This is a genomic window from Azospirillum sp. Sh1, from assembly GCF_008365135.1.
GTDB classification, from domain to species: domain Bacteria; phylum Pseudomonadota; class Alphaproteobacteria; order Azospirillales; family Azospirillaceae; genus Azospirillum; species Azospirillum oryzae.
The window spans coordinates 81,086-106,343 of record NZ_VTTK01000016.1; the positions used below are offsets into that span (position 1 = coordinate 81,086).

Below are 25,258 nucleotides of genomic sequence, written 5' to 3' on the forward strand. Positions count from 1 at the left end.
TCTCTCTCCTATACGGCCCGTTCCGTCGCTCAGGACAACAGGCCGGCTTTGGTCATGGCTCCACGCACAGCGGTACGGGCGGCGTCGGACGCCGGAACCAGCGGCAGGCGCACCTCGTCGGTGCCCAGGCCCAGCAGGCTGGCGGCGAACTTCACCGGGGCCGGGCTGGTCTCGACGAACATCGAGTCGTGCAGCGGCGACAGCACGTCGCGCAGGCGGAAAGCTTCCCGAAGGTCGCCCTTGGCCCAGGCGGTCTGCATGGCGGAGCACAGCGCCGGCGCGATGTTCGCGGTGACGGAGATGCAGCCCACGCCACCCTGCGCGTTGAAGCCCAGCGCTGTGGCGTCCTCGCCCGACAGTTGGATGAAGTCGGGTCCGACCTCCTGCAGCAGGCGCGACGGACGGGACAGATCGGCGGTGGCGTCCTTCACGCCGACGATGTTGGGCAGCTTTGCAAGCCGCGCCATCGTCGCCACAGACATATCCACGACACTGCGGCCGGGAATGTTGTAAATGAAGATCGGCAAATCCGCCGCGTCATGGATCGCCTTGAAATGCTGGTACAGACCCTCTTGAGACGGCTTGTTGTAGTAGGGCGTGACCACGAGCGCCGCCTGCGCGCCCGCCTGCTTGGCATGGCGGGTCAGGGCGATCGCCTCGTCGGTCGAGTTGGAACCGGTGCCGGCCATCACCGGCACCTTGCCGCCGGCCGCCTCGATGCACAGTTCCACGACGCGGTTGTGTTCCTCGTGGGACAGGGTCGGCGACTCGCCGGTGGTGCCGCAGGGCACCAGACCGTGGGTACCCTGGGCGACCTGCCACTCCACGAAGGACTGGAAGGCCTTCTCGTCCACTTTCCCGCCCTTGAACGGAGTCAGAAGGGCGACGATGGAACCGTGGAACATGGCTGCCTCCTCAGTCGGCTTAGCTGGAAAAAAGAGTTGCGCACATTATCCCTCCCCGCCGCCCTCGGCAAGAGCGCCCGGATCTCTGTTTTCGCGGGTCTCCTCACCCTTTTCGCGGCACTTCCCGGCGCCCTTCCCGCCGCGGCGCTGAGCCAGCAGGACATCGCCATCTATCGCGAGGCTTTCAAGCTCGCCGATGACGAACGGCTGGCCGACGCATTGGCCGCGGCGTCCCGCGCGCAGGATCCGTTACCGGCGAAGGTTCTGCGCTGGATCGCGCTGGCCAATCCCGGCGGCGGCAGCTTCAGCGACATCACCGCCTTCATCCGGGAGAATCCGGATTGGCCGAACATGGCGGCGCTGCGCCGGCAGGCGGAAATGGCGATGCCGGACATCCCGCCCGCCGATGTGGTGGAGTGGTTCCGCCAGAACCCGCCGCTGACCAACGACGGCTTCGTCCGCTATGCCGACGCGCTGATCGCGACCGGCAGCGCCGAGCGCGCGACCACCCTGATCCGCAAGCAGTGGGCCGACGGCACCTTCACCGCCGACGAGGAGGCGACCTTCCTCGCCCACTACACGCCCTATCTGCGCCAGCAGGACCACAAGGCGCGCATCGACCGGCTGCTGTGGGCCAAGCAGGAGGCTCCGGTGCGCCGGATGCTGCCCTTCTTCGACGAGGCCTATGACACGCTGATCGAGGCGCGCATCGCGCTGGACGGCGACCGTGCGGGTGCCGATGCGGTTCTGGCGCGCGTTCCGCCAAGCCTGCTGAACGATCCGGGGTTGATGTTCGACCGCGCCCGCTACCTGCGGCGCAAGGGCGACGATGCCGGCGCGCTGGAGATCATCGCCCAGGCCGGCACCGACATGGGCCGCCCACAGGCCTGGTGGTCGGAGCGCCATCTGCTGGCCCGCCGGGCCATGGAGCGGGGCGACTACAACCTCGCCTACCGTCTGGTCAGCGCCAACGGCATGAGCGAGGGCAGCTCCTTCGCCGACGCGGAGTTCCTGTCGGGATTCCTGGCCCTGCGCTTCCTCGACAAGCCGTCGGAAGCGTTCGCCCATTTCCACAAGCTGTATCGGTCGGTCAGTGCGCCGATCAGCAAGGCGCGCGGCGCCTATTGGTGCGGACGCGCGGCGGAAGCGCTGGGCCAGACCGGTCCGGCGCGCGAGTGGTATGCCAAGGCCGCGACCTACCCCACCACCTTCTATGGTCAGCTGGCCTTCCGCCACGTCTCCGGTGGCGCCGTCACCCTGCCCACCCCGCCGTCGGTGTCCAGCGCCGAGGCGGCCGCCTTCAACAAGCGTGAAGTGGTGCGCGTCGCCCGCCTGCTGTCGGAAATCGGCGGGAACGCCGCCGATCAGGTGACCGGCTTCGTCCGCCGCATCAGCCTGGATGCCAAGACGCCGGCCGACTATGTCCTGACCGCGAGGCTGGCGAGCGAGGTCGGCCGCCGCGATCTCGCCGTGGCTGCCGCGAAGGACGCCGCCCAGAACGACGTGTTCCTGGTCGAGGCCGGCTATCCTATGATCGACGCCCGTCCGTCGGCGCCGGAACTGGCGCTGGTCCATGGCATCATCCGGCAGGAAAGCACCTTCAACCCGACCATCGTCTCGTCCGCCGGTGCGCGCGGGCTGATGCAGCTGATGCCGACGACGGCGCAGCTGGTGGCGGGAAAGCTGGGGCTGAAGCACACGAACGCGCGGCTGACGTCCGACCCCGGCTATAACGTCACGCTGGGATCGGCCTATCTGTCCGAACTGATCGACCGCTTCAACGGCTCCTGGGTGCTGGCCATCGCCGGCTACAACGCCGGTCCGAACCGTGTCCGCCAATGGCTGCAGACCTATGGCGATCCGCGCACCGAATCCATCGACGTGGTCGACTGGATCGAGCTGATCCCGATCTCCGAAACCCGCAACTATGTCCAGCGCGTGCTTGAGGCCGTCCAGGTCTATCGCGCCCGCCTGAACGGCGACCGTGCGGAGCCGAACCTGGACAAGGACCTGCGGCGGTAGGAAGGATGGGGAGGGGCTTGTGAGAGGCTCAAGCCTTGATCCACGGTCGGTCGGATCGCAGCCTGAGCCTCTCTCGGCCGTCATTCCCGCGAAGGCGGGAATCCAGTCGCAACACGCACTTGTATTGGAAACCCTGGATCCCCGCCTCCGCGGGGATGACTGCATTGACTGGCGACGGCGAAATCACAACACGCCGTATTCACCCCGGTTAAGCCGTCGTCGGATTCGGCATGCCAGGCATCGGCTCGTCCGCCGGCGGGGGGACTTCCGGCAGGATGCCGGGGTTGTCCGGCACCGGGTAGGGATCGGGGGTCGTCGGGCGGCCGGGCTGCGGCGGGTTCGGATTGGACGGGGGCGGGATCTCGCCGGGGGTGGACGGCTTCTGCGGATCGCTCATGCGGCAACTCCTGATTAGGTGGGTCCCTCGGATAACGCTTTACTCTGCCGTCCGTTCAATCGCCCGGCCGCCGGACTGGAGGTCCTGCCCGGCCCCCTCGACCGTGTTGCAGCCGGTCAGCATGGCGGCGAGCGCCATCAGGAAGGTCAGGATCACCACCTCGCGCGCGGGGAACGGGATGGCGCGGGCGGTGGCGCGCTGCCGGCGGTTCTTGGCGTGCTGCATGGTGTCTCTCCGGTCTGGGGTGAGGGGACTGGGGTTGTAAGGAACTGCGGTTGTAAGGAAATGAGCGGTGGTCTGGGTGTCGTTCGTCTCTGCTTTCGACAACGGGGCTGCGACGGCTTGGTTCCGCACCCACCGGCGCCGCCATGCAGAGAATGCAACGGTCCTTTCGGGGCGCCTGAAATCCTTGACGCGGTACAACCACCGGGCAAGATGACCGGCTTTTGCGCAGTCTGCCCGCTTTCCGGCCAAGCCTTACGGTCCGGCGGCGCGGCACGGGCCGCCGTCATCCCTCCGTCGCCACAGGTCCAGTCATGAGCACCGCCACCCTGCCCGCCCCCGAGCCGTTGCGCGCGCGTCTTGCCGCCCACATCGGCGAGTTGCTGCGGCTGGCGGCGCCGGTCATCGTCTCCCGCGCCGGACTGATGGTGATGATGGCGGTCGACACCGCCATCGTCGGCCGCTTCTCGGCCCAGGAGCTGGCCTATTACGGGCTGGCCCACCTGCCGGGCAACATCATGGTCGGCACCGGCGTCGGGCTGCTGATGGGGACGGTGATGATCACCGCCCATGCCTTCGGCGCCGGCAGCGACGTGGAGTGCGGCCGGGCATGGCGTCGGTCGGTCCCCTACGCTCTGCTGCTGGGCGTGCTGTTCGCGCTGATCTCACTTCTCGGCGATCCGCTGTTCCAGGCCGGCGGCCAGACACCGGAGATGGCGGCCGGCGGCGCCCATGTGCTGACGGTGCTGGGGCTGGGGGCGCCGGGCATGATGCTGTACATCACCACCGGCTTCTTCCTGGAGGGCATCAAGCGCCCGCTGCCGGGGATGGTCGCCATGGTGATCGGCAATCTCGTCAATGCCGCGCTCGCCTGGGCGCTGGTGTGGGGCCATGTCGGGCTGGAACCGCTGGGCGCCGTCGGGTCCGCCTGGGCGACCACCATCGTGCGCTGGGGCATGGGGCTGGGGCTGGTCGCCTATGTCTGGTGGATGCACGACCATGAGCGCTGGCAGGTCCGCCTGCCCGTGTCCGGCTGGTGGAGCGGAGCGGCGCGCCAGCGCCACCTCGGCTATGCCGCCGGGCTCAGCATCGGTGTGGAGAGCGGCGCCTTCGCGGCGCTCGGCCTGTTCGCCGGCATGATCTCGCCGCTGGCGCTGGGCGCCTACACGGTCGGACTGAACCTGACCGCCCTGCCCTTCATGGCGGCGGTCGGTCTGGCGTCGGCCACCGCCGTGCGGGTGGGCGTCGCCTATGGCCGCGGCGACCGCAGCGACATGGCGTTGGCGGGCTGGACCGGCCTCGGCGTCACAAGCGCGATCCTGGCCTGCGTCGGCGTGCTCTATCGCAGCCTGCCCGACGCGCTGGGCGCCATCTACACCAACAACCCGGAACTGCTGGAGGCGGTGGCGCCGCTGATCGCCTTCGCCGCCTGGATCCTGATCGCCGACGGCGGCCAGACGGTGATGGCGAACGCGCTGCGCGGCCGGCATGACGCCTGGGTTCCGACCGCGCTGCACTTCTTCTCCTACGCGGTCGTGATGATCCCGGTGTCGGCCTTCCTGGTCTTCGGTCTCGGCCACGGTGCCCACGGGCTGTTCGAGGGAATTCTCATCGCCAGTCTGGTGTCGGTCACCATCCTCTCCCTGCGATTCGCACATCTCAGCCGGCGTTGAACCGGCATCTATGGGGGCGTCGGCGGGCACTTTCGCCCCGAATCATTGTGTGCAATTGCGAGAGTTGCTATAATTCCTGGGCAAAACCTTCGGCCCGCAAGGCCAGTGACTGCCGCGGATTCCTAAAGCGGCGGCGCATTCGAAGAATGAGTGTCCTGCTTGAGCAATACGCCCCTTCCTCCCGCCTCCGACATCGCGCCGATCAACATCGAAGACGAGATGCGGAAATCGTATCTCGACTACGCGATGAGCGTGATCGTGAGCCGTGCCCTGCCCGACGTCCGCGACGGGCTGAAGCCGGTGCACCGGCGCATCCTCTACGCGATGAAGGAGGGCGGGTACGACTCGACCAAGCCCTATAAGAAGTCGGCGCGCATCGTCGGCGACGTGATGGGTAAATACCACCCGCACGGCGACAGCGCGATCTACGACGCCATGGTCCGCATGGCGCAGGACTTCTCCATGCGCCTGCCGCTAATCGACGGCCAGGGCAATTTCGGTTCGATGGACGGCGATCCGCCCGCGGCGATGCGCTATACCGAGGCGCGTCTGGCCAAGGCAGCGGAAGCGCTGCTGGACGACATCGACAAGGACACCATCGACTTCCAGGCCAGCTACGACGATTCGGGCCGCGAGCCCACCGTCGTGCCGGCCCGTTTCCCGAACCTGCTGGTGAACGGCGCCGGCGGCATCGCCGTCGGCATGGCCACCAACATCCCGACCCACAATCTGGGCGAGGTGATCGACGCCTGCTGCGCCTACATCGACAACCCGGACATCACGCTCGACGAGTTGATGGAGCATGTGCCCGGCCCCGATTTCCCGACGGGCGGCCTGATCCTCGGCCGGTCGGGCAGCCGGGCGGCGCTGCAGACCGGGCGCGGCTCGGTCATCCTGCGCGCCAAGACCCATTTCGAGGAGGTGCGCAAGGACCGCACCGCCATCGTCGCGACCGAGATTCCCTATCAGGTCAACAAGGCCAAGCTGATGGAACGCATCGGCGAGGTCGTGAACGACAAGATCATCGAGGGCATCTCCGACCTGCGCGACGAGTCCGACCGCGACGGCGTGCGCGTGGTGATCGAGCTGAAGCGCGACGCGGTTCCCGACGTCGTGCTGGCGCAGCTGTTCCGCCACACCCAGCTCCAGACCTCCTTCGGCGTCAACATGCTGGCGTTGAACGGCGGCCGTCCGGAGCTGATGAATCTGCTGCAGATCATCACCGCCTTCATCCGCTTCCGCGAGCAGGTCATCACCCGCCGGACCGAGTTCCTGCTGGGCAAGGCACGCGAGCGGGCGCACACCTTGGTCGGTCTGGCGGTCGCCGTCGCCAACCTGGATGCGATGATCCAGCTGATCCGCAGCGCCCCCGATCCGGTCTGGGCGCGCGAGGAGATCATGAACCGCGAATGGCCGGTCCATGACGTCGGCCCGCTGATCGAGTTGATCGACGAGCCCGGCCGCGGCGTCAGCCCGCAGAACACCTACCGCCTGTCGGAAGTCCAGGCCCGCGCCATCCTCGACCTGCGTCTGCACCGCCTGACCGGGCTGGAGCGCGACAAGATCGGCGCCGAACTGACCGACGTCACCGACCAGATCGCCGATTTCCTCGCCACGCTCGCCAACCGGCCGAAGCTGATGGGGATCCTGCGCGACGAGCTGGTGGAGATGAAGGAACGGTTCGGCAATCCGCGCCGCACCGAAATCCAGGATCTGGAGTTCGAGGCCGACATCGAGGACCTGATCCAGCGCGAGGACATGGTCGTCACCGTCAGTCAGTCCGGCTATGTGAAGCGCGTGCCGCTGTCGACCTACCGCGCGCAGAAGCGCGGAGGCAAGGGCCGCTCCGGCATGTCGATGAAGGCGGAGGATGCGGTCAGCGACCTGTTCGTCGCCAACACCCACACGCCGCTGCTGCTCTTCTCGAACCGCGGCATGGTCTACAAGCTGAAGGTCTACCGCCTGCCGCTGGGCAACCCGCAGGCGCGCGGCAAGGCCTTCGTCAACCTGCTGCCGCTGATCGACGGGGAGACCATCACCACCGTCCTGCCGTTGCCGGAGGACGAGGCCGCGTGGGCCGATCTGCATGTCGTCTTCGCCACGTCGAAGGGCAACGTGCGCCGCAACCGCATGTCGGACTTCGCCAACATCCGCTCCAATGGCCTGATCGCCATGAAACTGGAGGAGGAAGGCGAGCGTCTGATCGGTGTCCACACCTGCTCCGAGACCCACGATGTCCTGCTGGCGACCCGTGGCGGCAAGTGCATCCGCTTCCCGGTCGACGACGTGCGCGTCTTCGCCGGCCGCACCTCCACCGGCGTGCGCGGCATCAGGCTGGCCGACGGGGACGAGGTGGTGTCGCTGTCGATCCTGACCCATGTCGAGGCCACGCCCGAAGAGCGCGCCGCCTTCTTCAAGATGAAGCGCGACGAAGGTCTGGAGATGGAAGGCGAGGCTGCGCCGGAAGCCGACGAGGTGCCGACGGACAGCGTCACCCTGTCGCAGGAGCGGTACGAAGAACTGAAACAGAAGGAACAGTATATTCTGACCGTCTCCGACCGCGGCTATGGCAAGCGCAGCTCGTCCTACGAGTATCGCACCGCCGGACGCGGGGGCCAGGGCATCTGGAACATGGAGATGGGCGAGCGCAACGGCTCCATCGTCGCCGCCTTCCCGGTCGAATCGAACCATCAGGTGATGATGGTCACCAATGGCGGCCAGGTGATCCGCATGCCGCTGCACGATGTGCGGGTGGCCGGCCGCAAGACGCTTGGCGTCACGCTGTTCCGCGTGGGGGCGGACGAGCGTGTGGTGTCCGTCGCCACCATCGCCGAGGAAGAAGGCGAGAACGGCGTGGATGCGGGCGTTGAGACTGGCGATGACGCCAACGGTTCGGTCGAGCCCACCGGTGATGCCGGCAGCTCGGCCGCGCCGAACGAATAACGGACGGGCCTAAAGGGGAACCCATGGCGACCAGCCAGACCGAGACCAGCGAAGGTCGTCGAATCGGTGTCTATCCCGGCACCTTCGATCCGATCACCAACGGTCACATGGACATCATCCAGCGCGCCGCCCGTCAGGTCGACCACCTGATCATCGGCGTCGCCCGGAATGCCGGCAAAGGGCCGCTCTACTCCACGGACGAGCGGGTCGCCATGGTTCGCGAGGATGTGGCCGCGTTGAACGCCGGCGGGGCCAGCATCGAGGTGCGGGCGTTCGACAATCTGCTGATGCATTTCGCTATCGAGATGAACGCCAGGGTCATCATCCGCGGTCTGCGGGCCGTCTCGGACTTCGAATATGAATTCCAGATGGCGGGCATGAACGCGCGGCTGAACCCGAAGGTCGAGACGATCTTCCTGATGTCGTCGGAGAAGCACCAGTTCATCTCCTCCCGTTTCGTGAAGGAGATTGGGCGGCTTGGCGGCGACATCCGCCATTTCGTCTCACCCCGCGTCGCGGAACGGCTGGCCGAACGCTTCGCTCTGGAGGCCGGCAACGGCACGGTGCCGACGACCAGCCAGACCTGATCCCGGAACCATGGGCTTGAAGGGTAGGCTTGATGGCAAAATCCTGCATTTCCCATCAAGCCCATGGTTGACCTTTCGGGCGCGTCTTTCTATGGTGCGCCCACTTCCGGCGGTGGTCAGTTTCCCACCGCGGAACAGGATGATCCGGTAGCTCAGTCGGTAGAGCACGTGACTTTTAATCATGTGGCCGTGGGTTCGAATCCCACCCGGATCACCAATCTCCCTTTGGACGCTTCCTTATTGTCTTAGCCTATTGTGAAGGCTGACGCTGACAATTGCGCCATGCTGACGTTATGCAGTTCAATGGTCAGTAGCGTGCCGCCATAGGCCAACGGAAAATCGGACGCACTGAAGATTCCGCGCACACCGCTCGAATAGCCAGGAGTCGTCGAACTGTAGTCGGAAAACCGCTCCAACACCTGCTGTGCGTTCAGCGAGCTTCCCAGCAATCGAACGTGATCCTCGCCCGGCTGGAAATCGGTGATTATCGTGGTGCCGGAAAATCCCGTCGACTTGTCCAATGTTACGGCCGCGTAGCGCGATGTGGTGGCGAAATCGTAAAGAAACTCGTCGGCGCCACTGCCCCCACTCAACCAGTCGATGCCAGCCCCGGCAACCAGCGTGTCATTCCCTTCGTCGCCGTAAAGCGTATCGTTTCCGGATGTCAGCACATTGTCCTGATAGCGGAATTGACGCCAATAGCTCGAAGAGATCAGGTCATTGCCGCTTCCACCATGAATCAAGCTGTCGCGAAGCCCGACGATGGTGTCGTTGCCGGCACCGCCAAATATCTCAATCGACGAAGGAACCAAACTGTCGCTGTCGTACCTTTGCTCCGGAAGAGCAATCACGTCGCTTGATGTCGTGCCAACAATGGTCAGAGGAGACGAAAAGCCGTAAGTCAGCCGGACATTTTCGACATTGGCGGGGAGGTTGAATGTTCCTGAAAACCCGATGTAGACGGTATCGTTGCCGGCATTCAGACCTTCCGTGATCACCACGCCGGCGCTGTTGGCATAATATGTATCGTCTCCGGAACCGCCATTCAGGGTGTCCGACTGAAGGCCGTACAGATAATCGTTTCCCGTTTCGCCGAAAATGACATCGCTGCCGTCACCGCCTTGGAGGATATCATTGCCGGCTCCACCATTGACCGTGTCGCCATAGTTCGGCGCGCTGTAGCCGCTGATGACGCTGTTATCCCCCGCCAGGGCATCCGGGGAGTTCGGCAGACGGCCTTCACGCTGTCCGAACGCTGCGTAATGAGCCGATGCGGTCGTCAGACCGGCATTCACAGCGTCGCGAACGTCAGGATAAGCCGCTAGATACCATGCCTCGTCGAGTGCACCGCTCCGCGGTACCGACGGTGGCGGCGCCGCATAATAAGCGATTCCTTCGTAACTGTAATTGGGAAGATTGGCGAGTACGGCATCGCGTTCCGAGTCATTCGTCGTAAAAAAATGCACGCCACGAGACGCGTCGTAAAAGCGATAAACTGCCTGCTTAGCTGTTCCTGTTGGCGTGCTGGCGGCATTGAAGGCAGGACCTTCGTAAGAATATACATCACTCAAATTTGAAATAATGGAATCTCGTTCGGCCGCATTGGCCGTGTAGAAATGCGTGCCCGTATCTTTCCGATAGAACCGATAAACCGCCTGCGTACTGCCCCCGATGGGGATGGTCATTGCGATCCCCTCGTATCCGAAGTCCGGTAGCTGATAGATGATATTGTTACGTTCAGCAGGGTCGGACGTATAAAAATGCTCTCCCGATCTCTGGTTGAAAAAACGATAAACGTAGCTCACGGAAATCCCTCCATTTTCAACAACCTTGGGTGTTATTGTACAAGATGAAATTTAAAATCCAACTTCGAAAATAAGATTACCATACCCACTCCCGATGGCAGATGCACTGCCGACCGGAGAGCGTAGCCTGACAGCACATGGGCAAGAAAAAACCCCGCCAAAGCGGGGTTTGATCATATCAAAAGCAACTGTTTCCGGTGGCGACCCCAGCTGGATTCGAACCAGCGACCTGCCGCTTAGAAGGCGGCTGCTCTATCCAACTGAGCTATGGGGCCTTGTCCCGGATTCCCGTTCAGAAGCGCGGGCGGTCGGTGCGGAAGTTGTCGGCGTAGTTGCGCGGACGGACGCGGCGAACCGGGGCTTCCTGAACGGTGTAGTTCCAGCCCTCGCGCTCCGCGAACGCAATGGCCTCTTCCTTCGTTTCGAAGGACAGGCGCACCTGGTTCAGCGTGTCGCCCGAGCTGGTCCAGCCCATCAGCGGTTCCGGACGGCGCGGCGTCTCGATCTCGTAATCCAGCATCCAACGGTGAGTCTTGGCCCGGCCGGATTGCATGGCCGTCTTGCTCGGCTGATAGATCCGGACGTTCATGGCTCGCTCGTCTCCCCAAATGCCTGCGGTAGCGTCCCGGGCGCGGATGGCCTGGACGCGGAGTTGTCCCCTGGCGATGGTCGGGGCGCCCGGATTCGAACCGGGGGCCTCCAGTACCCAAAACTGGCGCGCTGACCAGACTGCGCTACGCCCCGTCGCCGCGTTGTGAGATACACGAACGCCACGCCCACGGCAAGCGGACGGCGCACCGCATCTGCGGTCTTTTCCATCCGGCATGCCGCCTTGGGCATTTGGTGCGGCGTTCCGTCGCTCGACAGCCTGCCTCCAACACCGTTCCGGATCCGTTTCGTTGCCATCGCTCGCCCCCGCTCCGCTTGCCGTCGCCCTGTTTCTGCCCGACATGGAAGACCGGCCGGACCGCCGCTCAGCGGTCGACCTCGCCCATGGATTGCTGCGCGCCGGCGTTGCGGTGGATGTGGTGGCGCCGATGGGCGGGGGACCGCTGCGCGCGGCGCTGAACCCGGCCGTCGGGCAGATCGACCTCGCCAAGCGTCATGCCGCGACCTCGGCCCTGGCTCTGGCCCGTGTGATCGCGGAACGGCAGCCGTCACTGCTCGCCCTGCCGCGCGACGTGGCATGGGTCGGGCGGCTCGCGCTGTGGCTGGGACGCGGCGATGCGCGGCTTGTCGTGCTGGAGGGCGATGCGGAGACGGATTTCGCGGCTATTCGTGCCGCAGCGCCTCGATGGGGTTGAGGCCGGCGGCCCGACGCGCCGGATAAAGGCCGAAGAACACGCCGACCAGCCCGCTGACCACCACCGCCAGCACGATCGAGTCGATCCGGATCAGCGTCGGCCAGCCGGCCAGCGCCGCAACCGCAACGGCGGTGCCGATGCCCAGCGTCACCCCGACCGCGGCACCGATCAGCGACAGGGTGATCGACTCGATCAGGAACTGAACCAGGATGTCGCGCCGCCGCGCCCCGATGGCGAGCCGCAGTCCGATCTCCCGCGTGCGCTCGGTCACCGAGACCAGCATGATGTTCATGATGCCGATGCCGCCGACCAGCAGCGAGACCGCCGCCACGGCGGCCAGCAGGAAGGACAGGGCGCGCGAGGACTCGTCGCGGGTGGCCGACACCTCCGACAGGTCGCGCATCCAGAAATCATCGTCCTGGCCGGGGATCAGCCGGTGGCGCTGGCGCAGCAGGTCGCGGATCTGCGCCTGCGCCTCCGCCATGTCGGCACCGTCGCGCATCTTCACCACCATGGTGTGGATGAAGCGCGGGTTGCTCTTCGCCATGCCTGGGATGTTGCGCTTGGCGGTGGACAGCGGCACGAAGATGACGTCGTCCTGGTCCTGACCCTGCGTGTTCTGCCCCTTCTCCGCCAGCACGCCGACGACGGTCAGCGGGGTGGAGAACAGGCGCACCGGCTCTCCGATGGGATCGCCGCCGCCGAACAGGTTGCGCACCACCGTCTGACCGAGGACCACGACCTTGTTCGCCTGCGCCACGTCCTCGTCGGACAGTCCGCGTCCCAGCGCGACGGTCCAGTCGCGGGCGTCCATGTAATCCGGCGTGATGCCGAACAGAACGGTGCCCCAGTTCTGGTTGCCGGCGACGATCTGCAGGCCCCAGCGTACCGACGGCGCCGTCACCACCACGCCGGGGATCTCCGACAGTACCGCCAGCGCATCGTCCTCCGTCAGCGACGACGCGGTGCCGGCGCCCAGCTTCACCCCGCTGCGGACGATGCTGCCCTGCCCCACCAGGATCAGGTTGGTGCCCAGGCTGGCGATCTGGCGCAGCACCTGATCGCGGGCACCGGCGCCCACCGCCACCATGGCGATCACCGCCGCCACGCCGATGACGATGCCCAGCATGGTCAGCGCACTGCGCAACGGGTTCGCCCGCAGGGACTCGAGCGCGGCGCGCAGGGCGTCCCAGGCGGTCATGCCGCGACCTCCGGTTCCCGCCTCACATCGTCAATCAGGCGGCCGTCACGGAACTGCAGGATACGGGCGGCGAAGCGCGCCACCTCCGGCTCGTGCGTCACCAGCACGACGGTGATGCCGCGCCGGTTCAGCCGCTGGAACAGACCGATGATCTCCAGGCTGGTGGCGGTGTCGAGCGCGCCGGTCGGTTCGTCGGCCAACAGCAGCAGCGGATCGTTGACCAGCGCGCGGGCAATGGCGACCCGCTGCTGCTGCCCGCCGGAAAGCTGGGTCGGCCGGTGTCTTGCCCGTTCCCGCAGCCCCACCGATTCGAGGGCCGCCAGCGCCCGCTCCACACGCCGGGCATGGCCGATGCCGGCATAGACCATCGGCAGCATGACGTTGTCGAGCGCGGTCTGGCGCGGCAGCAGGTTGAAGGACTGGAAGACGAAGCCGATGCTGCGGTTCCGCACCGCCGCCAGCGCGTCGGAGGACAGGCCCGCGACCTCCTGCCCATCCAGACAGTATCGACCGGAATCGGGACGGTCCAGGCAGCCCAGCAGGTTCATGAAGGTGGATTTTCCCGACCCGGACGGCCCCATCACCGCAACGAACTCGCCCCGGCGGATGGTGACGGTCACGCCGTCCAGCGCGTGGACGGTCTGCGGCCCCATGCGGTAGTGGCGGCTGAGGCCTTCGACAGCGATCAGGGGTTGGGGAGCAGTCGACTCAGAAGCCAAGGCGCGGTCCCCGGCGGCTGTCGCGGTCGGGGGCCAGGATGCCGGTGATGACCTCCTGACCGGCACGCAGATCACCGGACATCACCTCCGTATAGCTGCCGTCGCCTATGCCGAGCCGCACCGGTATGCCGACCGGGCCGCCATTTCCCGGACCGGGCACCCAGACCGTCCGCATCGCTTCCGCCGCCCGGCCGGGAGCCACCAGAGCCTCGAAGCGGTCGCGCTGTTCCGGGTCGAGCAGCCCGGCAATTCGCTCCAGGGTCGCGGTGCGGATGGCATTGACCTCCACCCGGCGGCGTTCCGGATCGCCGCCCTCGGCGTCCAGAGCGGCGAAGCGGTCGCGGGCTTCCGCGACCAGGGTGGCGATGTCGCGGCGCCTCGTCTCGTCCAACTGCAGCCCGTCCATCGCCCGCTTGGCCGCCGCCTCCAGCGCCGCGGCGCCGCGCCCGCCATTGGGGCCGCCGATGGTCGGCGTCGGCGCATCGGTCGAAACCTCGGCTCCCGGCGGGCGGAAGCGCAGGGCGGCATTGGGCAGCTTCAGCGCCGACGGCCGCTCGTCCACCGTGATGCGCAGGTTGGCGGTCATGCCGGGCAGCAACCGCAGCTCCGGATTCTCCACCGTGATGACGACGATGTAGGTGACGACCGTCATGTCCTCCTTCGGCGCCAGCCGCACCTGCGCCACCCGCCCGGTGAAGCTGTCGCCGGGAAAGGCGTTGACGGTGAAGCGTACCGGCATGCCTTCGCGCACCCGGCCGATGTCGGCCTCGTCGATGTTGGCCAAGACCTCCATCTGCCGCAGATCCTGGGCGATGGTGAACAGGGTGGGAGCCGACAGGCTGGCCGCCACCGTCTGGCCGGTGCTGACCGCCCGGTTCACCACCACCCCGTCGATGGGCGAACGGATGACGGAGCGGTTGAGATCGACGCGGACCAGTTGCAGTGCCGCCTCGCGCTGGGCCACCTGGGCGCGGGCGACCTCCACCTGGGCGGCTGCGACCGCCAGCGAGGCGTCGGCCGACGCCTCCGCCGCTTCGGCCTGCCGCTTCTGGGCCCGGGCGGCGATCAGCTGGGCCTGGGCGCTGTGGGCGGCGGTTTCCGCCTTCTCCAGGTCGGCGGCGGCGACGACGCCACGGCCCTGCAGGTCGCGCCGGCGCCGCAGGTCGCGCTCCGCGTCACGCTGGGCAAGGTCGGCGCGGACGATTTGGGCATCGGCATTGGCGACGCTGGCCTTGGCGCTGGCGAGATCGGCCCGCGCCTTGTCGTGCAGCGCCTGCTGCTGGATGAGTGCCGCCTTGGCGGAATCGACATCGGCGCCGGCCTGGGCCAGACGGGCGGCCAACTGGTCGCCGTTCAGCCGGGCGAGGATCTGGCCGCTGGTGACCCGGCTGTTGAAATCGGCATACAGCTCCGCGATCTGGCCGGAGAGTTGGGAGCTGACCTCCACCGTCACCAGCGCGCTCATCGTGCCGGTGGCGGTGATGGCGCTGACCAGCGGGCCCTGCTCGACCCGCGCCAGCCGATAGGCCGGCCCCGGTTCCGCCCGCGCCAGCACGACATAGGCGGACAGGCCGGCCACGGCGCTGAGCGCCAGTCCGAGGAAGATCGCCGACCGGCCGCTTGCTCTCTTGGCCATCCCAGCCCTCCGCGCCGCCCAAGTCCGCGCGATTGATTTGGGCGAGTTTACGCGAAAGTCATGGGCGAAGGATCATCTATCGGCTTAGGGCTTGGCGATGTCGGGAGAGACCACGCGGTCGCCGGGACGAATGCCCAGCCGCGAGGCCATGCCGCCGTTCAGTTCCAGGATCGCCTTCACCGGCCCGTCGGAATTGACGGAGTCCAGCGATTCCGGCACCGCGCGCTCGTGGATGTTCACGATGCGGCCGTCGGCGGCGATGAACAGCATGTCGAGCGGGATCAGCGTGTTCTTCATCCAGAAGCTGGCCGGCTGCACCCGGTCGTAGACGAACAGCATCCCGGCATCGGCCGGCATCGACTGGCGGAACATCAGCCCCTGGGCCTGCTGGCCGGGCGTCAGCGCCAGTTCGACATCGAAGCGGAACTTGCCGCCGCCCGACGTCTCGACGGTCAGCTTGGATTTCTGAAAGCTCTCCAGCGCCATCGCCGGGAAGGCGACCACCAGCAGCAGGAGCGCCACCACCGCACCCCGAAAACTCCGACCGACCATCATGACTGTCCCCGAAGGCTGAACCGGCCCGTTCCAAGTTACACGTTTTTAGGACTTCGCCAGACGGTCGAAGGCCTGGAGCTTCGCCAGCAGGGCCGGCATATCCTTCAGCGGGACCATGTTCGGGCCATCGCTGGGGGCGCAGTCCGGGTTCTCGTGCGTCTCCATGAAGACGGCGGCGACGCCGACCGCGATGGCGGCACGGGCCAGGACCGGTACGAACTCGCGCTGGCCGCCCGACGTGGTGCCCTGCCCGCCCGGTTGCTGGACGGAATGGGTGGCGTCGAACACCACCGGGAAGCCGGTCTCCGCCATGATCGGCAGCGACCGCATGTCCGACACCAGCGTGTTGTAGCCGAAGCTGGCGCCGCGCTCGCACAGCAGGACGCGCTCGTTGCCGGACGCGACCAGCTTGGCGGCGACGTTCTTCATGTCCCACGGCGCCAGGAACTGGCCCTTCTTGACGTTCACCGCGCGGCCGGTCTCTGCGGCGGCAATCAGCAGGTCGGTCTGGCGGCAGAGGAAGGCCGGAATCTGCAGCACGTCCACCGCCTCGGCGACCGGAGCGCACTGGGCCTGCTCATGCACGTCGGTGATGACCGGGCAGCCGAAGCGCTCGCGGATTTCCGCGAAGATCGGCAGCGCCTTGTCCATGCCCAGGCCGCGCGCGGTGGTGATGGAGGTGCGGTTGGCCTTGTCGAAGCTCGACTTGTAGATCAGCCCCATGCCCAGCGCGCGGGTCATCTCCACCAGCGCGGACGCGGTCTCCATCGCATGGTCGCGGCTTTCCATCTGGCAGGGGCCGGCGATCAGGACGAAGGGACGGTCGTTGGCAACGGTCAGGTCGCCGATCTGGACAGGGCGCGGCGTGGTCATCGGAGTGCTCCAAAACGAATACAGGCGAGAGGGCGCCGCCCTCCCGCACTCATCCGGAAAGGGATGGGGCAAGGGTCGGATGACCCTTGCATCCCACTATTTCAGAAGCCGGTCAACGGCGCCCATGTCAGGACAGATGCGTGCGGAAGAACTCCACCGTCAGCCGGTTGGCCTCGTCGGCCGCATCCTGGTCGTAATGCTCGCCACCCGGCCGGGCGAAGGCGTGGTCCATGCCGGGATAGACCTTCGCGGTCACCCACCTGTTGTCCTTCACCCCGGCCACCACCGCGTGGCGCTTTTCGGGGCTGGAGAACTTGTCATTCTCCGCGATGTGCAGGAGCAGCGGCTTGCCGATGTTGCCCGCCTCGCCCAGCAGCCCCTCCAGCTCGACGCCGTAATAGCCGACATTGGCATCGGCGTCCGACCGCGTCGCCATCATGAAAGCCAGCCGGCCGCCCAGGCAGTAGCCGACGCTGCCGGCCCTGCCGGTACAGCCATCCTGCCCGCGTACCCAGGCCAGCGCCGCCTTCAGATCCTCCACCGCCTTGTCCTGGTCCATGCCGTTCAGCAGGGCGAAGGCCTTGTTCCACTCCGCTTCAGTCTTGTCGGTCAGCTGGATGCCCGGCTGCTGGCGCCAGAACAGGTCGGGGCACACCACCATGAAACCCTGCGAGGCGTACCAGTCGCATTGCTCCCGCATCACCGCGTTGACGCCGAAGATCTCCTGGATCACCACCAGCCCGCCGGCGGGCGTCACCTTGGGCTTGGCGACATAAGCCGAAAAGCGGCCGCCATCGGCGGCGTCGATCATCACCTCGGACATGGCTTTCTTATCCTCCCGTTGGCAAATCCGCCCCTGATATGGAGCGGACTTGCCCCCGGTCATCCCGCCATTCGTCAGAAACCGACGCTGACACCGACAAACCCACCGTAATCGCGGCGGTTCTCCTCCCCCAGCCGGGCATTCAGGCCGAGCGTGCCGGTCACCGACTCCGCCAGCTTGAAGGAGGCGCCGGCGGTCAGATCGACATAGCTGCGGTCGGGCTTCGCCACCGCCACGTCGTAGGCGAGCGTGGAGATGCTGCGGCTTTCCACCGTGATGCTGCGCTGGTCGTCCTTGAACTCCCGGTTCAGCGTCACCTTGGCATAGGGCAGCACGCTGCCGAAATCATAGGCGGCCTGATAGCCGACGCTGCCGACCAGCGAGTTGCGGGTCTGCGAGCGATAGGTGAAGCCGAACAGGCTGCTGTCCTCGCTGAACCCCTCCACCTCGACATGCTGATAGCGCAGACCCAGCACCGGGCCATGGGTCAGCCCGCCCATGGTGAACTCATAGCCGCCCTCGGCACCGATGGAGGCGTTGAAGCCCTCGGTGCTGCCGCCGGTGGAATGGTCGGTGCCGTTGATGGTCACGCCGCGCCGCAGGTCGTAGTCGGCGAAACCAATGGACCCCACCCCGTTCACGAAGGCGCCGCCCATGCGATAGACGCCGTAGCCGCTCAGCACATACTCCCGCTGCTTGTAGTCGCCGCCGGTGGAAAAGCTGCCGCGGTAATGCGACGCCGTGCCGGCCACGCCGAGCAGCAGGTTCTCGGTGAAGCGCTTGTCGATGCCGACGCTGACCGACAGCGGCGTGCCGCGCACCTCCGCCTGCCCGCCGATGCCGGGATCGCCGGTGCGGTCGCCGGTCAGCCGGCCGACTCCACCGCTGATCCAGGCGCCGCTGGTGCCGGGCTTGCGGCTCCACAGGCTGCTCGCCGCCTGGGCGAGGATGGTGGCGGTCAGGCGGTCGCGGGTGTGGATCGGCGATTCGGCGAGTTGCGCGACGTTGCCGGGGGCGGTCAGCGCGTTCAGCACGAAATCCGACACTGCGCGATGCCCGGCCGTGGTCGGGTGGACGCCGTCGGCGAACAGGTAGCTCTGCGCCGCGTTCGGCGTCACCAGCGAGGCGGAGGTGCAGAGCAGCGAACTGCTGGTGGTGCAGGCGGTGCCGGTCACATTGGCGAAGCCGAAGGAGGCCGGATTGGCCACCGCCGCCCGCAGAAGCGAATAGGTGTCGATGGGAATGACCGAGACGCCGGCATTCGCCAGTCCCAGCGTGACCAGTTGGTTATAGCCGCTGACCAACTGCGTGATCTGCGCCGCCGCCGTCGCGCCCTGCGCCTGACCGAACGGGGTCGATCCGATATCCGGCACCGTCGGCACGAGGATGGTGCGCGCACCGGCGGCGCGCAGCCTCGCCACCTGCGTCACCAGATCGCCGGCCGCCTGCGTCACCGTCGCCTGGGCGGTCGCCGGGTTGTTCAGCGCCGCGAAGATGTCGTTGGCTCCGCCCCAGACGGTGTAGAGCGCGTTCGGATCGGCCCGCCCGCCGGTGGAGGCGAGATAGCCGGTGACCTGGGTCGCGACGCTGGGTGCCAGGGCCGTCGGGCCGGTCGCCGGAACGCCGACCGACGTGTTCACCCGCGCGCCGCCGACCGCGTAGTCGGTACCGCCGCGTGCCGCGGTGGTGGCGGAGGTGCCGAGCGCGCCGGCAAGGTTCTCCGCCCACACAGGGCCGGGATTGGTGGTGAACTTGCCGCCGAAGGGCAGCAGCGACTGGAATGCCCCGCTGTCGGTCAGGCTGTCGCCGAAGAAGATGGTGGAGGAATAGTCCGCCGCGGTTGCCGGGACCGCGGCGAGCGCGGTCAGGCAGGTGGCGAGCGCGGCGATCCTGACGCGATTCATGGTCACTCCCCGATCCGATTGTTTGATTGTGCGATTTTCCGCGGATGGTCGCACAAGGTTTTCGGACGCGCAAGGAAGCTGACGTATAGGGAAGGTCGCGGGCATGAAAACGCCCCGCCTGTGGGGGCGGGGCGTTTTTTGGTGCAGAAGTTCGCGCTTCGCTTGCCCCCTCCCCAACCTTCCCCCGCTTCGCGGGAGAGGGAGCTTAGTGTCGGAGCGGCGGAGTTCCCTCTCCCGCGAAGCGGGGGAGGGTTAGGGAGGGGGCTAATACTTTTTGTCAGACCAGCCGGCTCTGATCGATGGCTGCCTTGATGAAGGCGGTGAACAGCGGATGCGGCTCGAACGGTTTGGACTTCAGTTCCGGGTGGAACTGCACGCCGATGAACCAGGGATGGTCGGGGATCTCGACGATCTCCGGCAGTTCCCCGTCGGGCGACAGGCCGCTGAACCGCATGCCGCAGCGCTCCAGACGCTCCTTGTAATACACGTTCACCTCATAGCGGTGGCGGTGCCGTTCGGAGATGTCGGTGGTGCCGTAGACCTCGGCGACCTTGCTGCCCTCCAGCAGCTTGGCCGGATAGGCGCCGAGCCGCATGGTGCCGCCCAGGTCGCCGACCTCGGCACGACGCTCCAGCGTGTTGCCGCGCATCCACTCCGTCATCAGGCCGACGACCGGGTTGCCCGGCTTGCCCAACTCGGTGGAGCCGGCATCCTCGATCTTCGCCATGTTGCGGGCGGCTTCGATCACCGCCATCTGCATGCCGAAGCAGATGCCGAAGTACGGCACCTTGCGCTCACGCGCGAATTGGGCCGCCCGAATCTTGCCTTCCGTCCCGCGGGAACCGAAGCCGCCCGGCACCAGGATGCCGTGGACGTTCTCCAGCCGCTTCACCGCCGCGTCGTCGTCCTCGAAGATCTCCGAATCGATCCAGTCGAGGTTGACCTTGACGTTGTTGGCGATGCCGCCGTGGGTCAGCGCCTCGGCCAGCGACTTGTAGCTGTCGAGTAGGCTGATGTACTTGCCGACCACCGCGATTGTGACCTCGCCCTGCGGCTTGCGCACCCGCTCCATGATGCGGGTCCAGCGCGACAGGTCCGGCTCCTTGTCGGTCGGCAGGCCGAAATAGCTCAGGACCTGGGTGTCGAAGCCTTCCTCGTGGTAGCTGATCGGCACCTGATAGATCGAATCGACGTCGAGCGCCGCGATCACCCGCTCCGGACGGATGTTGCAGAACAGCGCGATCTTCTTGCGCTCGTTCTCCGGAATCGGACGGTCGGCGCGGCACAGCAGGATGTTGGCCTGGATGCCGACGCTCAGCAGTTCCTTCACCGAATGCTGGGTCGGCTTGGTCTTCAGCTCGCCGGCGGTCGGGATGTAGGGCAGCAGGGTCAGGTGGATGTAGAGGACGTTCTCCTGCCCGACCTCGTTGCCGAACTGGCGGATCGCCTCCAGGAAGGGCAGCGACTCGATATCGCCCACCGTGCCGCCGATCTCGATCAGGACGAAGTCCTCGTCGGTGGCGTCGGCGCGGATGAACTCCTTGATCTCGTCGGTGATGTGCGGAATGACCTGGACGGTGCCGCCCAGGTAATCGCCGCGACGCTCCTTCGCGATCACGGTGGAGTAGATGCGGCCGGTGGTGATGTTGTCGCCCTTGCGGGCCGACACGCCGGTGAAGCGCTCGTAGTGGCCGAGATCCAGGTCCGTCTCAGCCCCGTCGTCGGTCACGAAGACCTCGCCGTGCTGATAGGGGCTCATCGTGCCGGGATCGACGTTCAGGTACGGATCCAGCTTGCGCAGCCGCACCTTGTAGCCGCGCGCCTGGAGAAGCGCCCCAAGCGCCGCCGATGCCAGACCTTTGCCCAGCGAAGAAACGACGCCACCGGTGATGAAGATGTAGCGAGTCATGTCCGTCCGAAGAGCTTGAGAGCTGTTCCGTGTCCCCATAGGGGACGCATGTTTCAAGTCCCCATAGGGGACCCATGTTTCATGTCCCCGGAGGGGACGCATGTTTCCCGTCCCCATAGGGGGCGGATATTTCATGTCCCCGAGGGGTCGGCGCCGAAACTTACGTCGCGGTCGTCGGCCCTCAAAAGAAAGAGGCGGCTTCGGGGAGGCCGCCTCGCTGTCCGCTTCTTACCCGTGCGCTGGGAACCGTCCCTTTACTGGGACACCGGCGGCGCGGGTTGGGCCGGAGCGGCCGGCTGCGCCGGAGCCGCCGGAGAAGCCGGCAGCGTGTCGATGATCGACGCCGGGCGCGAATGGCCGCCGGCCAGGATCGCCAGCACGATGCTGGTGGCGAAGAAGCAGCCCGCCAGAATGCCGGTGGTCCGCGTCAGCAGGTTGGCCGTGCCGCGGGTGCTCATCATGCCGCCCATGGTACCGCCACCGATGCCGAGTCCGCCGCCTTCCGACCGCTGGATCAGGATCACGCCGACCAGCCCGACGGCGATCAGCAGGTGAATGACCAGAATCACCGATTCCATGCGATGCTCACCCCACGCCCATCCCAAAAATCGAATAGCGCGCCACAGGCCGTCTTAAGGGCCCGTGGCGCGCGCCCATTGTTTGTACCGCGCCGCCGCGGGATATGCCAGCGCCAAAATACCCAGGGCATATCCATTGGCGGCATGGCTGACACCAGCGCGGCGTATCAGCGGCAGGCGGTGGCGATGGCCCAGAAATCGTCGGCCTTCAGGGCCGCACCGCCGACCAGCGCGCCGTCGACATTCTCCACCGCCATCAGCTCGGCCGCGTTGTTCGGCTTGACCGAGCCGCCATAGAGGATGCGGACCTTCGCGGATTCGGCGATCTTGCCGGCCAGCTCGGCGCGGATGTGGGCATGCATCGCCTTCACGTCGTCCGGAGTCGCGGTCTTCCCGGTGCCGATGGCCCAGACCGGCTCATAGGCGATGACGGTGTTCTCCGCCGTCGCGCCGGCGGGGATGGAGCCGGCAAGCTGTCCCGCCACCACGGCATTCGCCTGACCGGCGTCGCGCTGCGCCTCGGTCTCGCCGACGCAGATGATGGCGACGAGGCCCTCCTTGTGGGCGGCCACCGCCTTGGCGTTGACCACGGCATCGCTCTCGCCATGGTCGGCGCGGCGCTCCGAATGGCCGAGGATGACGAAGCGGCAGCCGGCATCCTTCAGCATGGTCGGCGCCACGTCGCCGGTGTGGGCGCCGGAGGTCTTGGGCGCGCAGTCCTGGCCGCCCAGCGCCAGCGGGCTGTCGGCGATCGCCTCGCCCACCGGAAACAGCAACGGGAAGGGCGGGCAGACCAGCATGTCGAAAACGACCGGACCGGCGCCCTTCAGCCGACCGGCGAGGTCGGAGGCGAGATCCAGCCCGTCGGCCTTCAACCCGTTCATCTTCCAGTTTCCGGCGATCAGCTTCCGGTTGGCGGTCATGGTCGTTTCCTTCTTGTCTCGGCTTTATATGGGAACTTGTGGAACGTTCTTGGCCTCTCGTGACCCAAGCCCATAGCAAGCCCGCCGCGGAATTTCCACTCACCCGACCGGCACAACGACCCCCGAAAGCCATAAGAGACATCTTGTAGCAGTCCCCTGGCGAAGGTCCGCCGGACCCACGGCGGAGCCGGACCAGACGAAGTGCCATGTTGCAGATGCCCTTTTACGGAATAGCATCATTCGCAACGCACCATTCCCCCGTGGCGAAGGCCTGACCCCCATGAAGAACTTCTCGGACCTGACGGAAAAGGAGCTGCTGGCGCTCGCCATTGCGCTGGAGGAGGAGGACAGCCGCATCTATGACGAGTTCGCCCACGCCCTCTCCGACAATTATCCCGACACGGCCAAGCTGTTCAGCGCCATGTCTTCGGAGGAGGACGGGCACCGGCACCGGCTGCTGGAGCTGTTCCGCGCGCGCTTCGGCGACCACATCCCGCTGATTCGCCGCCAGGACGTGAAGGGATTCGTGGAGCGCAAGCCGGTCTGGCTGACCCGGCCGCTGGGCCTCGACACCGTGAGGCGTCAGGCGGAACTGATGGAGGCGGAGACCAAGCGCTTCTACACCCGCGCCGCCCAGCGGTCGCAGGATGCCGCCATCCGCCAGCTGCTGGGCGATCTCGCCGAGGAGGAGCGGCGGCACGAGGCCAAGGCCGAACGGCTGGAGGCGAAGTACGTCTCGCCGGAGGTTCGGGAGCAGGAACACGAATCGGAACGCCGCCTGTTCCTGCTGCAGGTCGTGCAGCCGGGTCTGGCCGGGCTGATGGACGGGTCGGTGTCCACCCTGGCCCCGCTGTTCGCCGCCGCCTTCGCCACCCAGGACAGCCATGAGACCTTCCTGGTCGGTCTGGCCGCCTCGATCGGCGCCGGCATCTCGATGGGCTTCGCCGAGGCGCTGTCCGACAACGGGTCGCTGACCGGGCGCGGCAGTCCCTGGCTGCGCGGGCTGGTCTGCGGCGCCATGACCACGCTGGGCGGGCTGGGCCACGCCCTGCCCTATCTGATTCCGCATTTCTGGACCGCGACCGCCATCGCCGGCGCCGTGGTGGTGGTCGAACTGGCCATCATCGCCTGGATCCGCAACCGCTATATGGACACGCCGCTGCTGTCCGCCGCCTTTCAGGTGGTGGTCGGCGGGCTGCTGGTTTTCGCCACCGGCATCCTGATCGGCAGTGCCTGAGCGACGGCGAGAAAAGCCGTTTGCGGGAATGAGCTTGTTCTTGTAACCGAGCGCACGATTGTTTATGTCTGACTTGCTGTCCTAATTAGAACAAATCGAACCAACCGCGTGCCATGGCTGACCTTAAAGCGGGTGTGAACCAGCTCTTCCTCCGCGAGGAGGAACTCCGTACCGGGATGGAGCTGCTTTTCTACGCCTACCGCGAATTCACCGCCGAACCGGATGAAATTCTGGGGGAAATCGGCTTCGGCCGCGCGCATCACCGCGTGATCTACTTCGTCGGCCGCTATCCCAAGATCACCGTGTCGGAACTGCTGGCGATCCTGAAGATCACCAAGCAGAGCCTGTCGCGCGTGCTGGGCGAGCTGGTGCGCCAGGGCTTCATCGACCAGCAGACCGGCGCCCGCGACCGGCGGCAACGGCTGCTGGAGCTGACGGAAAAGGGCGTGGAGCTGGAGCGCCAGCTGTCGGAAACCCAGCGTCAGCGCATTGCCCGCGCCTATCGCATGGCGGGGGCCGAAGCGGTGGAGGGATTCCGCAAGGTGATGATGGGCATGCTGGACGAGGAGGACCGGGCGAAATTCGCTCCGCCCGTTCCCCCCGCCCGTCTTGCCGCCAAACGCTAAGTCTGGAAACCTAAGTCTGGAAACGCTGGACCGGATCAGCCGGTCTTCGATTCGGTGGTCTCCACCGGCGTTGCGGATTGGGTTTCCGCCGGCTTGCCATCGGTTGCGCCGTCAGCCGGCTTTTCAGCGGCCGCCTTTGCCTCGTTGGGATTGCGGCGGCGGAAGCCGCCCTTGCGGTAAACCACGTTTTCGGAGGCGCCCGGCGGGCATTGGACGATGTTCCCCCCCTTCGCGAGGAAGGCGCGGGTCATATCGGCGAGGTCTTGGGCGTCCAGGTCCTTGGGGTCGTTGGACCTGTGGTGGTCGGCCATCGTGATCGCTCCTCGTGTCTCTCGGCCCTCGTAGAGGACATATGGAGGATAACACGGATCGAGGCCGAAACGGCCAAACGCTTACACGCCTGCCCGCCATGCATA

At 66.4% G+C, this 25,258-nt stretch carries 23 protein-coding genes and 3 tRNA genes; 8 read left to right on the forward strand and 18 right to left on the reverse strand.

Translation table 11 applies throughout. The features are described from left to right. Positions 1-29: 29 nt before the first annotated feature. Positions 30-905: a 4-hydroxy-tetrahydrodipicolinate synthase gene (gene dapA / locus FZ029_RS17530; RefSeq protein WP_149270489.1), complete on the reverse strand. Its 876-nt coding sequence runs from the start codon at positions 903-905 to the stop codon at positions 30-32. A gap of 36 nt (positions 906-941) precedes the next feature. On the opposite strand from dapA, the gene FZ029_RS17535 reads away from it, so the two are divergent. Beyond that, entirely contained in the window at positions 942-2,927 is a 1,986-nt protein-coding gene (locus FZ029_RS17535) for a lytic transglycosylase domain-containing protein (protein WP_247892357.1), read from the forward strand. A 208-nt stretch (positions 2,928-3,135) separates the two neighbouring features. Here FZ029_RS17535 and FZ029_RS17540 read toward each other — a convergent pair whose 3' ends face one another. Continuing rightward, positions 3,136-3,324 carry a hypothetical protein gene (locus tag FZ029_RS17540; RefSeq protein ID WP_149197050.1) on the reverse strand — a complete coding sequence of 63 codons (189 nt, stop codon included), beginning with the start codon at positions 3,322-3,324 and terminating at the stop codon, positions 3,136-3,138. Positions 3,325-3,363: 39 nt separating this feature from the next. After that, the gene (locus FZ029_RS33310; RefSeq protein ID WP_085089334.1) at positions 3,364-3,549 is read right to left on the reverse strand and encodes an entericidin A/B family lipoprotein; all 186 of its coding nucleotides are present in this window, start codon (positions 3,547-3,549) and stop codon (positions 3,364-3,366) included. Between the two features lie 311 nt (positions 3,550-3,860). Between FZ029_RS33310 and FZ029_RS17550 the strand changes: the two genes are divergently transcribed. The 4 genes from FZ029_RS17550 to FZ029_RS17565 all read left to right on the forward strand — a co-directional run bounded on the left by FZ029_RS17550 (position 3,861) and on the right by FZ029_RS17565 (position 8,966). Further along, positions 3,861-5,219, forward strand: coding sequence for an MATE family efflux transporter (locus FZ029_RS17550; protein ID WP_149270493.1), 1,359 nt, complete (start codon positions 3,861-3,863; stop codon positions 5,217-5,219). Positions 5,220-5,378: 159 nt separating this feature from the next. After that, positions 5,379-8,162: a DNA gyrase subunit A gene (gene gyrA / locus FZ029_RS17555; RefSeq protein ID WP_149270495.1), complete on the forward strand. Its 2,784-nt coding sequence runs from the start codon at positions 5,379-5,381 to the stop codon at positions 8,160-8,162. Between the two features lie 23 nt (positions 8,163-8,185). Continuing rightward, positions 8,186-8,749 carry a pantetheine-phosphate adenylyltransferase gene (gene coaD / locus FZ029_RS17560; protein ID WP_149270496.1) on the forward strand — a complete coding sequence of 188 codons (564 nt, stop codon included), beginning with the start codon at positions 8,186-8,188 and terminating at the stop codon, positions 8,747-8,749. Between the two features lie 141 nt (positions 8,750-8,890). Further along, positions 8,891-8,966 (forward strand) — tRNA-Lys (locus FZ029_RS17565). Positions 8,967-8,994: 28 nt separating this feature from the next. Here FZ029_RS17565 and FZ029_RS17570 read toward each other — a convergent pair. The 4 genes from FZ029_RS17570 to FZ029_RS17585 form a co-directional block, all read right to left on the reverse strand. Beyond that, on the reverse strand, positions 8,995-10,554 hold the full coding sequence (locus FZ029_RS17570; protein WP_149270498.1) for a calcium-binding protein: 1,560 nt from the start codon (positions 10,552-10,554) through the stop codon (positions 8,995-8,997). 198 nt (positions 10,555-10,752) lie between these two features. Further along, positions 10,753-10,829: transfer RNA gene (locus FZ029_RS17575), tRNA-Arg, on the reverse strand. Positions 10,830-10,846: 17 nt separating this feature from the next. After that, on the reverse strand, positions 10,847-11,143 hold the full coding sequence (locus FZ029_RS17580; protein WP_014247573.1) for an ETC complex I subunit: 297 nt from the start codon (positions 11,141-11,143) through the stop codon (positions 10,847-10,849). A gap of 77 nt (positions 11,144-11,220) precedes the next feature. Next, a tRNA-Pro gene (locus FZ029_RS17585) sits at positions 11,221-11,298 on the reverse strand. A gap of 155 nt (positions 11,299-11,453) precedes the next feature. Between FZ029_RS17585 and FZ029_RS17590 the strand changes: the two genes are divergently transcribed. Then, positions 11,454-11,858 (forward strand): hypothetical protein, encoded by a 405-nt coding sequence (locus tag FZ029_RS17590; RefSeq protein ID WP_149270500.1) that lies wholly within the window; start codon positions 11,454-11,456, stop codon positions 11,856-11,858. On the opposite strand, the gene FZ029_RS17595 is transcribed toward FZ029_RS17590, so the two are convergent. The 10 genes from FZ029_RS17595 to tpiA all read right to left on the reverse strand — a co-directional run bounded on the left by FZ029_RS17595 (position 11,827) and on the right by tpiA (position 22,979). After that, positions 11,827-13,059 (reverse strand): ABC transporter permease, encoded by a 1,233-nt coding sequence (locus FZ029_RS17595; protein ID WP_149270502.1) that lies wholly within the window; start codon positions 13,057-13,059, stop codon positions 11,827-11,829. The genes FZ029_RS17590 and FZ029_RS17595 overlap by 32 nt on opposite strands. Further along, the gene (locus tag FZ029_RS17600) at positions 13,056-13,778 is read right to left on the reverse strand and encodes an ABC transporter ATP-binding protein (protein ID WP_282184177.1); all 723 of its coding nucleotides are present in this window, start codon (positions 13,776-13,778) and stop codon (positions 13,056-13,058) included. The genes FZ029_RS17595 and FZ029_RS17600 overlap by 4 nt, the downstream gene beginning before the upstream one ends. Next, positions 13,768-15,414, reverse strand: a complete 1,647-nt coding sequence (locus FZ029_RS17605) for an efflux RND transporter periplasmic adaptor subunit (RefSeq protein WP_149270503.1) — start codon at positions 15,412-15,414, stop codon at positions 13,768-13,770. Before FZ029_RS17605 ends, FZ029_RS17600 begins: the two co-directional genes overlap by 11 nt. Before the next feature lie 84 nt (positions 15,415-15,498). After that, positions 15,499-15,969 (reverse strand): DUF192 domain-containing protein, encoded by a 471-nt coding sequence (locus FZ029_RS17610; RefSeq protein ID WP_348771132.1) that lies wholly within the window; start codon positions 15,967-15,969, stop codon positions 15,499-15,501. A gap of 45 nt (positions 15,970-16,014) precedes the next feature. Further along, on the reverse strand, positions 16,015-16,842 hold the full coding sequence (gene kdsA / locus FZ029_RS17615) for a 3-deoxy-8-phosphooctulonate synthase (RefSeq protein WP_149270505.1): 828 nt from the start codon (positions 16,840-16,842) through the stop codon (positions 16,015-16,017). Between the two features lie 127 nt (positions 16,843-16,969). Then, positions 16,970-17,665, reverse strand: a complete 696-nt coding sequence (locus FZ029_RS17620; RefSeq protein ID WP_149270507.1) for a dienelactone hydrolase family protein — start codon at positions 17,663-17,665, stop codon at positions 16,970-16,972. Positions 17,666-17,739: 74 nt separating this feature from the next. Next, positions 17,740-19,569, reverse strand: a complete 1,830-nt coding sequence (locus tag FZ029_RS17625) for an autotransporter domain-containing protein (protein WP_188051967.1) — start codon at positions 19,567-19,569, stop codon at positions 17,740-17,742. A 277-nt stretch (positions 19,570-19,846) separates the two neighbouring features. After that, a complete protein-coding gene (locus tag FZ029_RS17630) occupies positions 19,847-21,478 on the reverse strand; it encodes a CTP synthase (RefSeq protein WP_149270510.1) in 1,632 nt (543 codons plus the stop codon). A 254-nt stretch (positions 21,479-21,732) separates the two neighbouring features. Further along, complete coding sequence (gene secG, locus FZ029_RS17635; RefSeq protein ID WP_085089319.1) at positions 21,733-22,056, reverse strand: preprotein translocase subunit SecG; 324 nt, start codon at positions 22,054-22,056, stop codon at positions 21,733-21,735. Between the two features lie 167 nt (positions 22,057-22,223). Beyond that, entirely contained in the window at positions 22,224-22,979 is a 756-nt protein-coding gene (gene tpiA, locus FZ029_RS17640) for a triose-phosphate isomerase (protein ID WP_149270512.1), read from the reverse strand. 280 nt (positions 22,980-23,259) lie between these two features. On the opposite strand from tpiA, the gene mbfA reads away from it, so the two are divergent. Together mbfA and FZ029_RS17650 are read left to right on the forward strand one after the other, a co-directional pair. After that, complete coding sequence (gene mbfA / locus FZ029_RS17645) at positions 23,260-24,216, forward strand: iron exporter MbfA (RefSeq protein WP_149197062.1); 957 nt, start codon at positions 23,260-23,262, stop codon at positions 24,214-24,216. A 113-nt stretch (positions 24,217-24,329) separates the two neighbouring features. Beyond that, on the forward strand, positions 24,330-24,842 hold the full coding sequence (locus FZ029_RS17650; RefSeq protein ID WP_149270514.1) for a MarR family transcriptional regulator: 513 nt from the start codon (positions 24,330-24,332) through the stop codon (positions 24,840-24,842). Between the two features lie 35 nt (positions 24,843-24,877). On the opposite strand, the gene FZ029_RS17655 is transcribed toward FZ029_RS17650, so the two are convergent. After that, a complete protein-coding gene (locus FZ029_RS17655) occupies positions 24,878-25,153 on the reverse strand; it encodes a hypothetical protein (RefSeq protein ID WP_247892358.1) in 276 nt (91 codons plus the stop codon). Positions 25,154-25,258 lie beyond the last annotated feature (105 nt).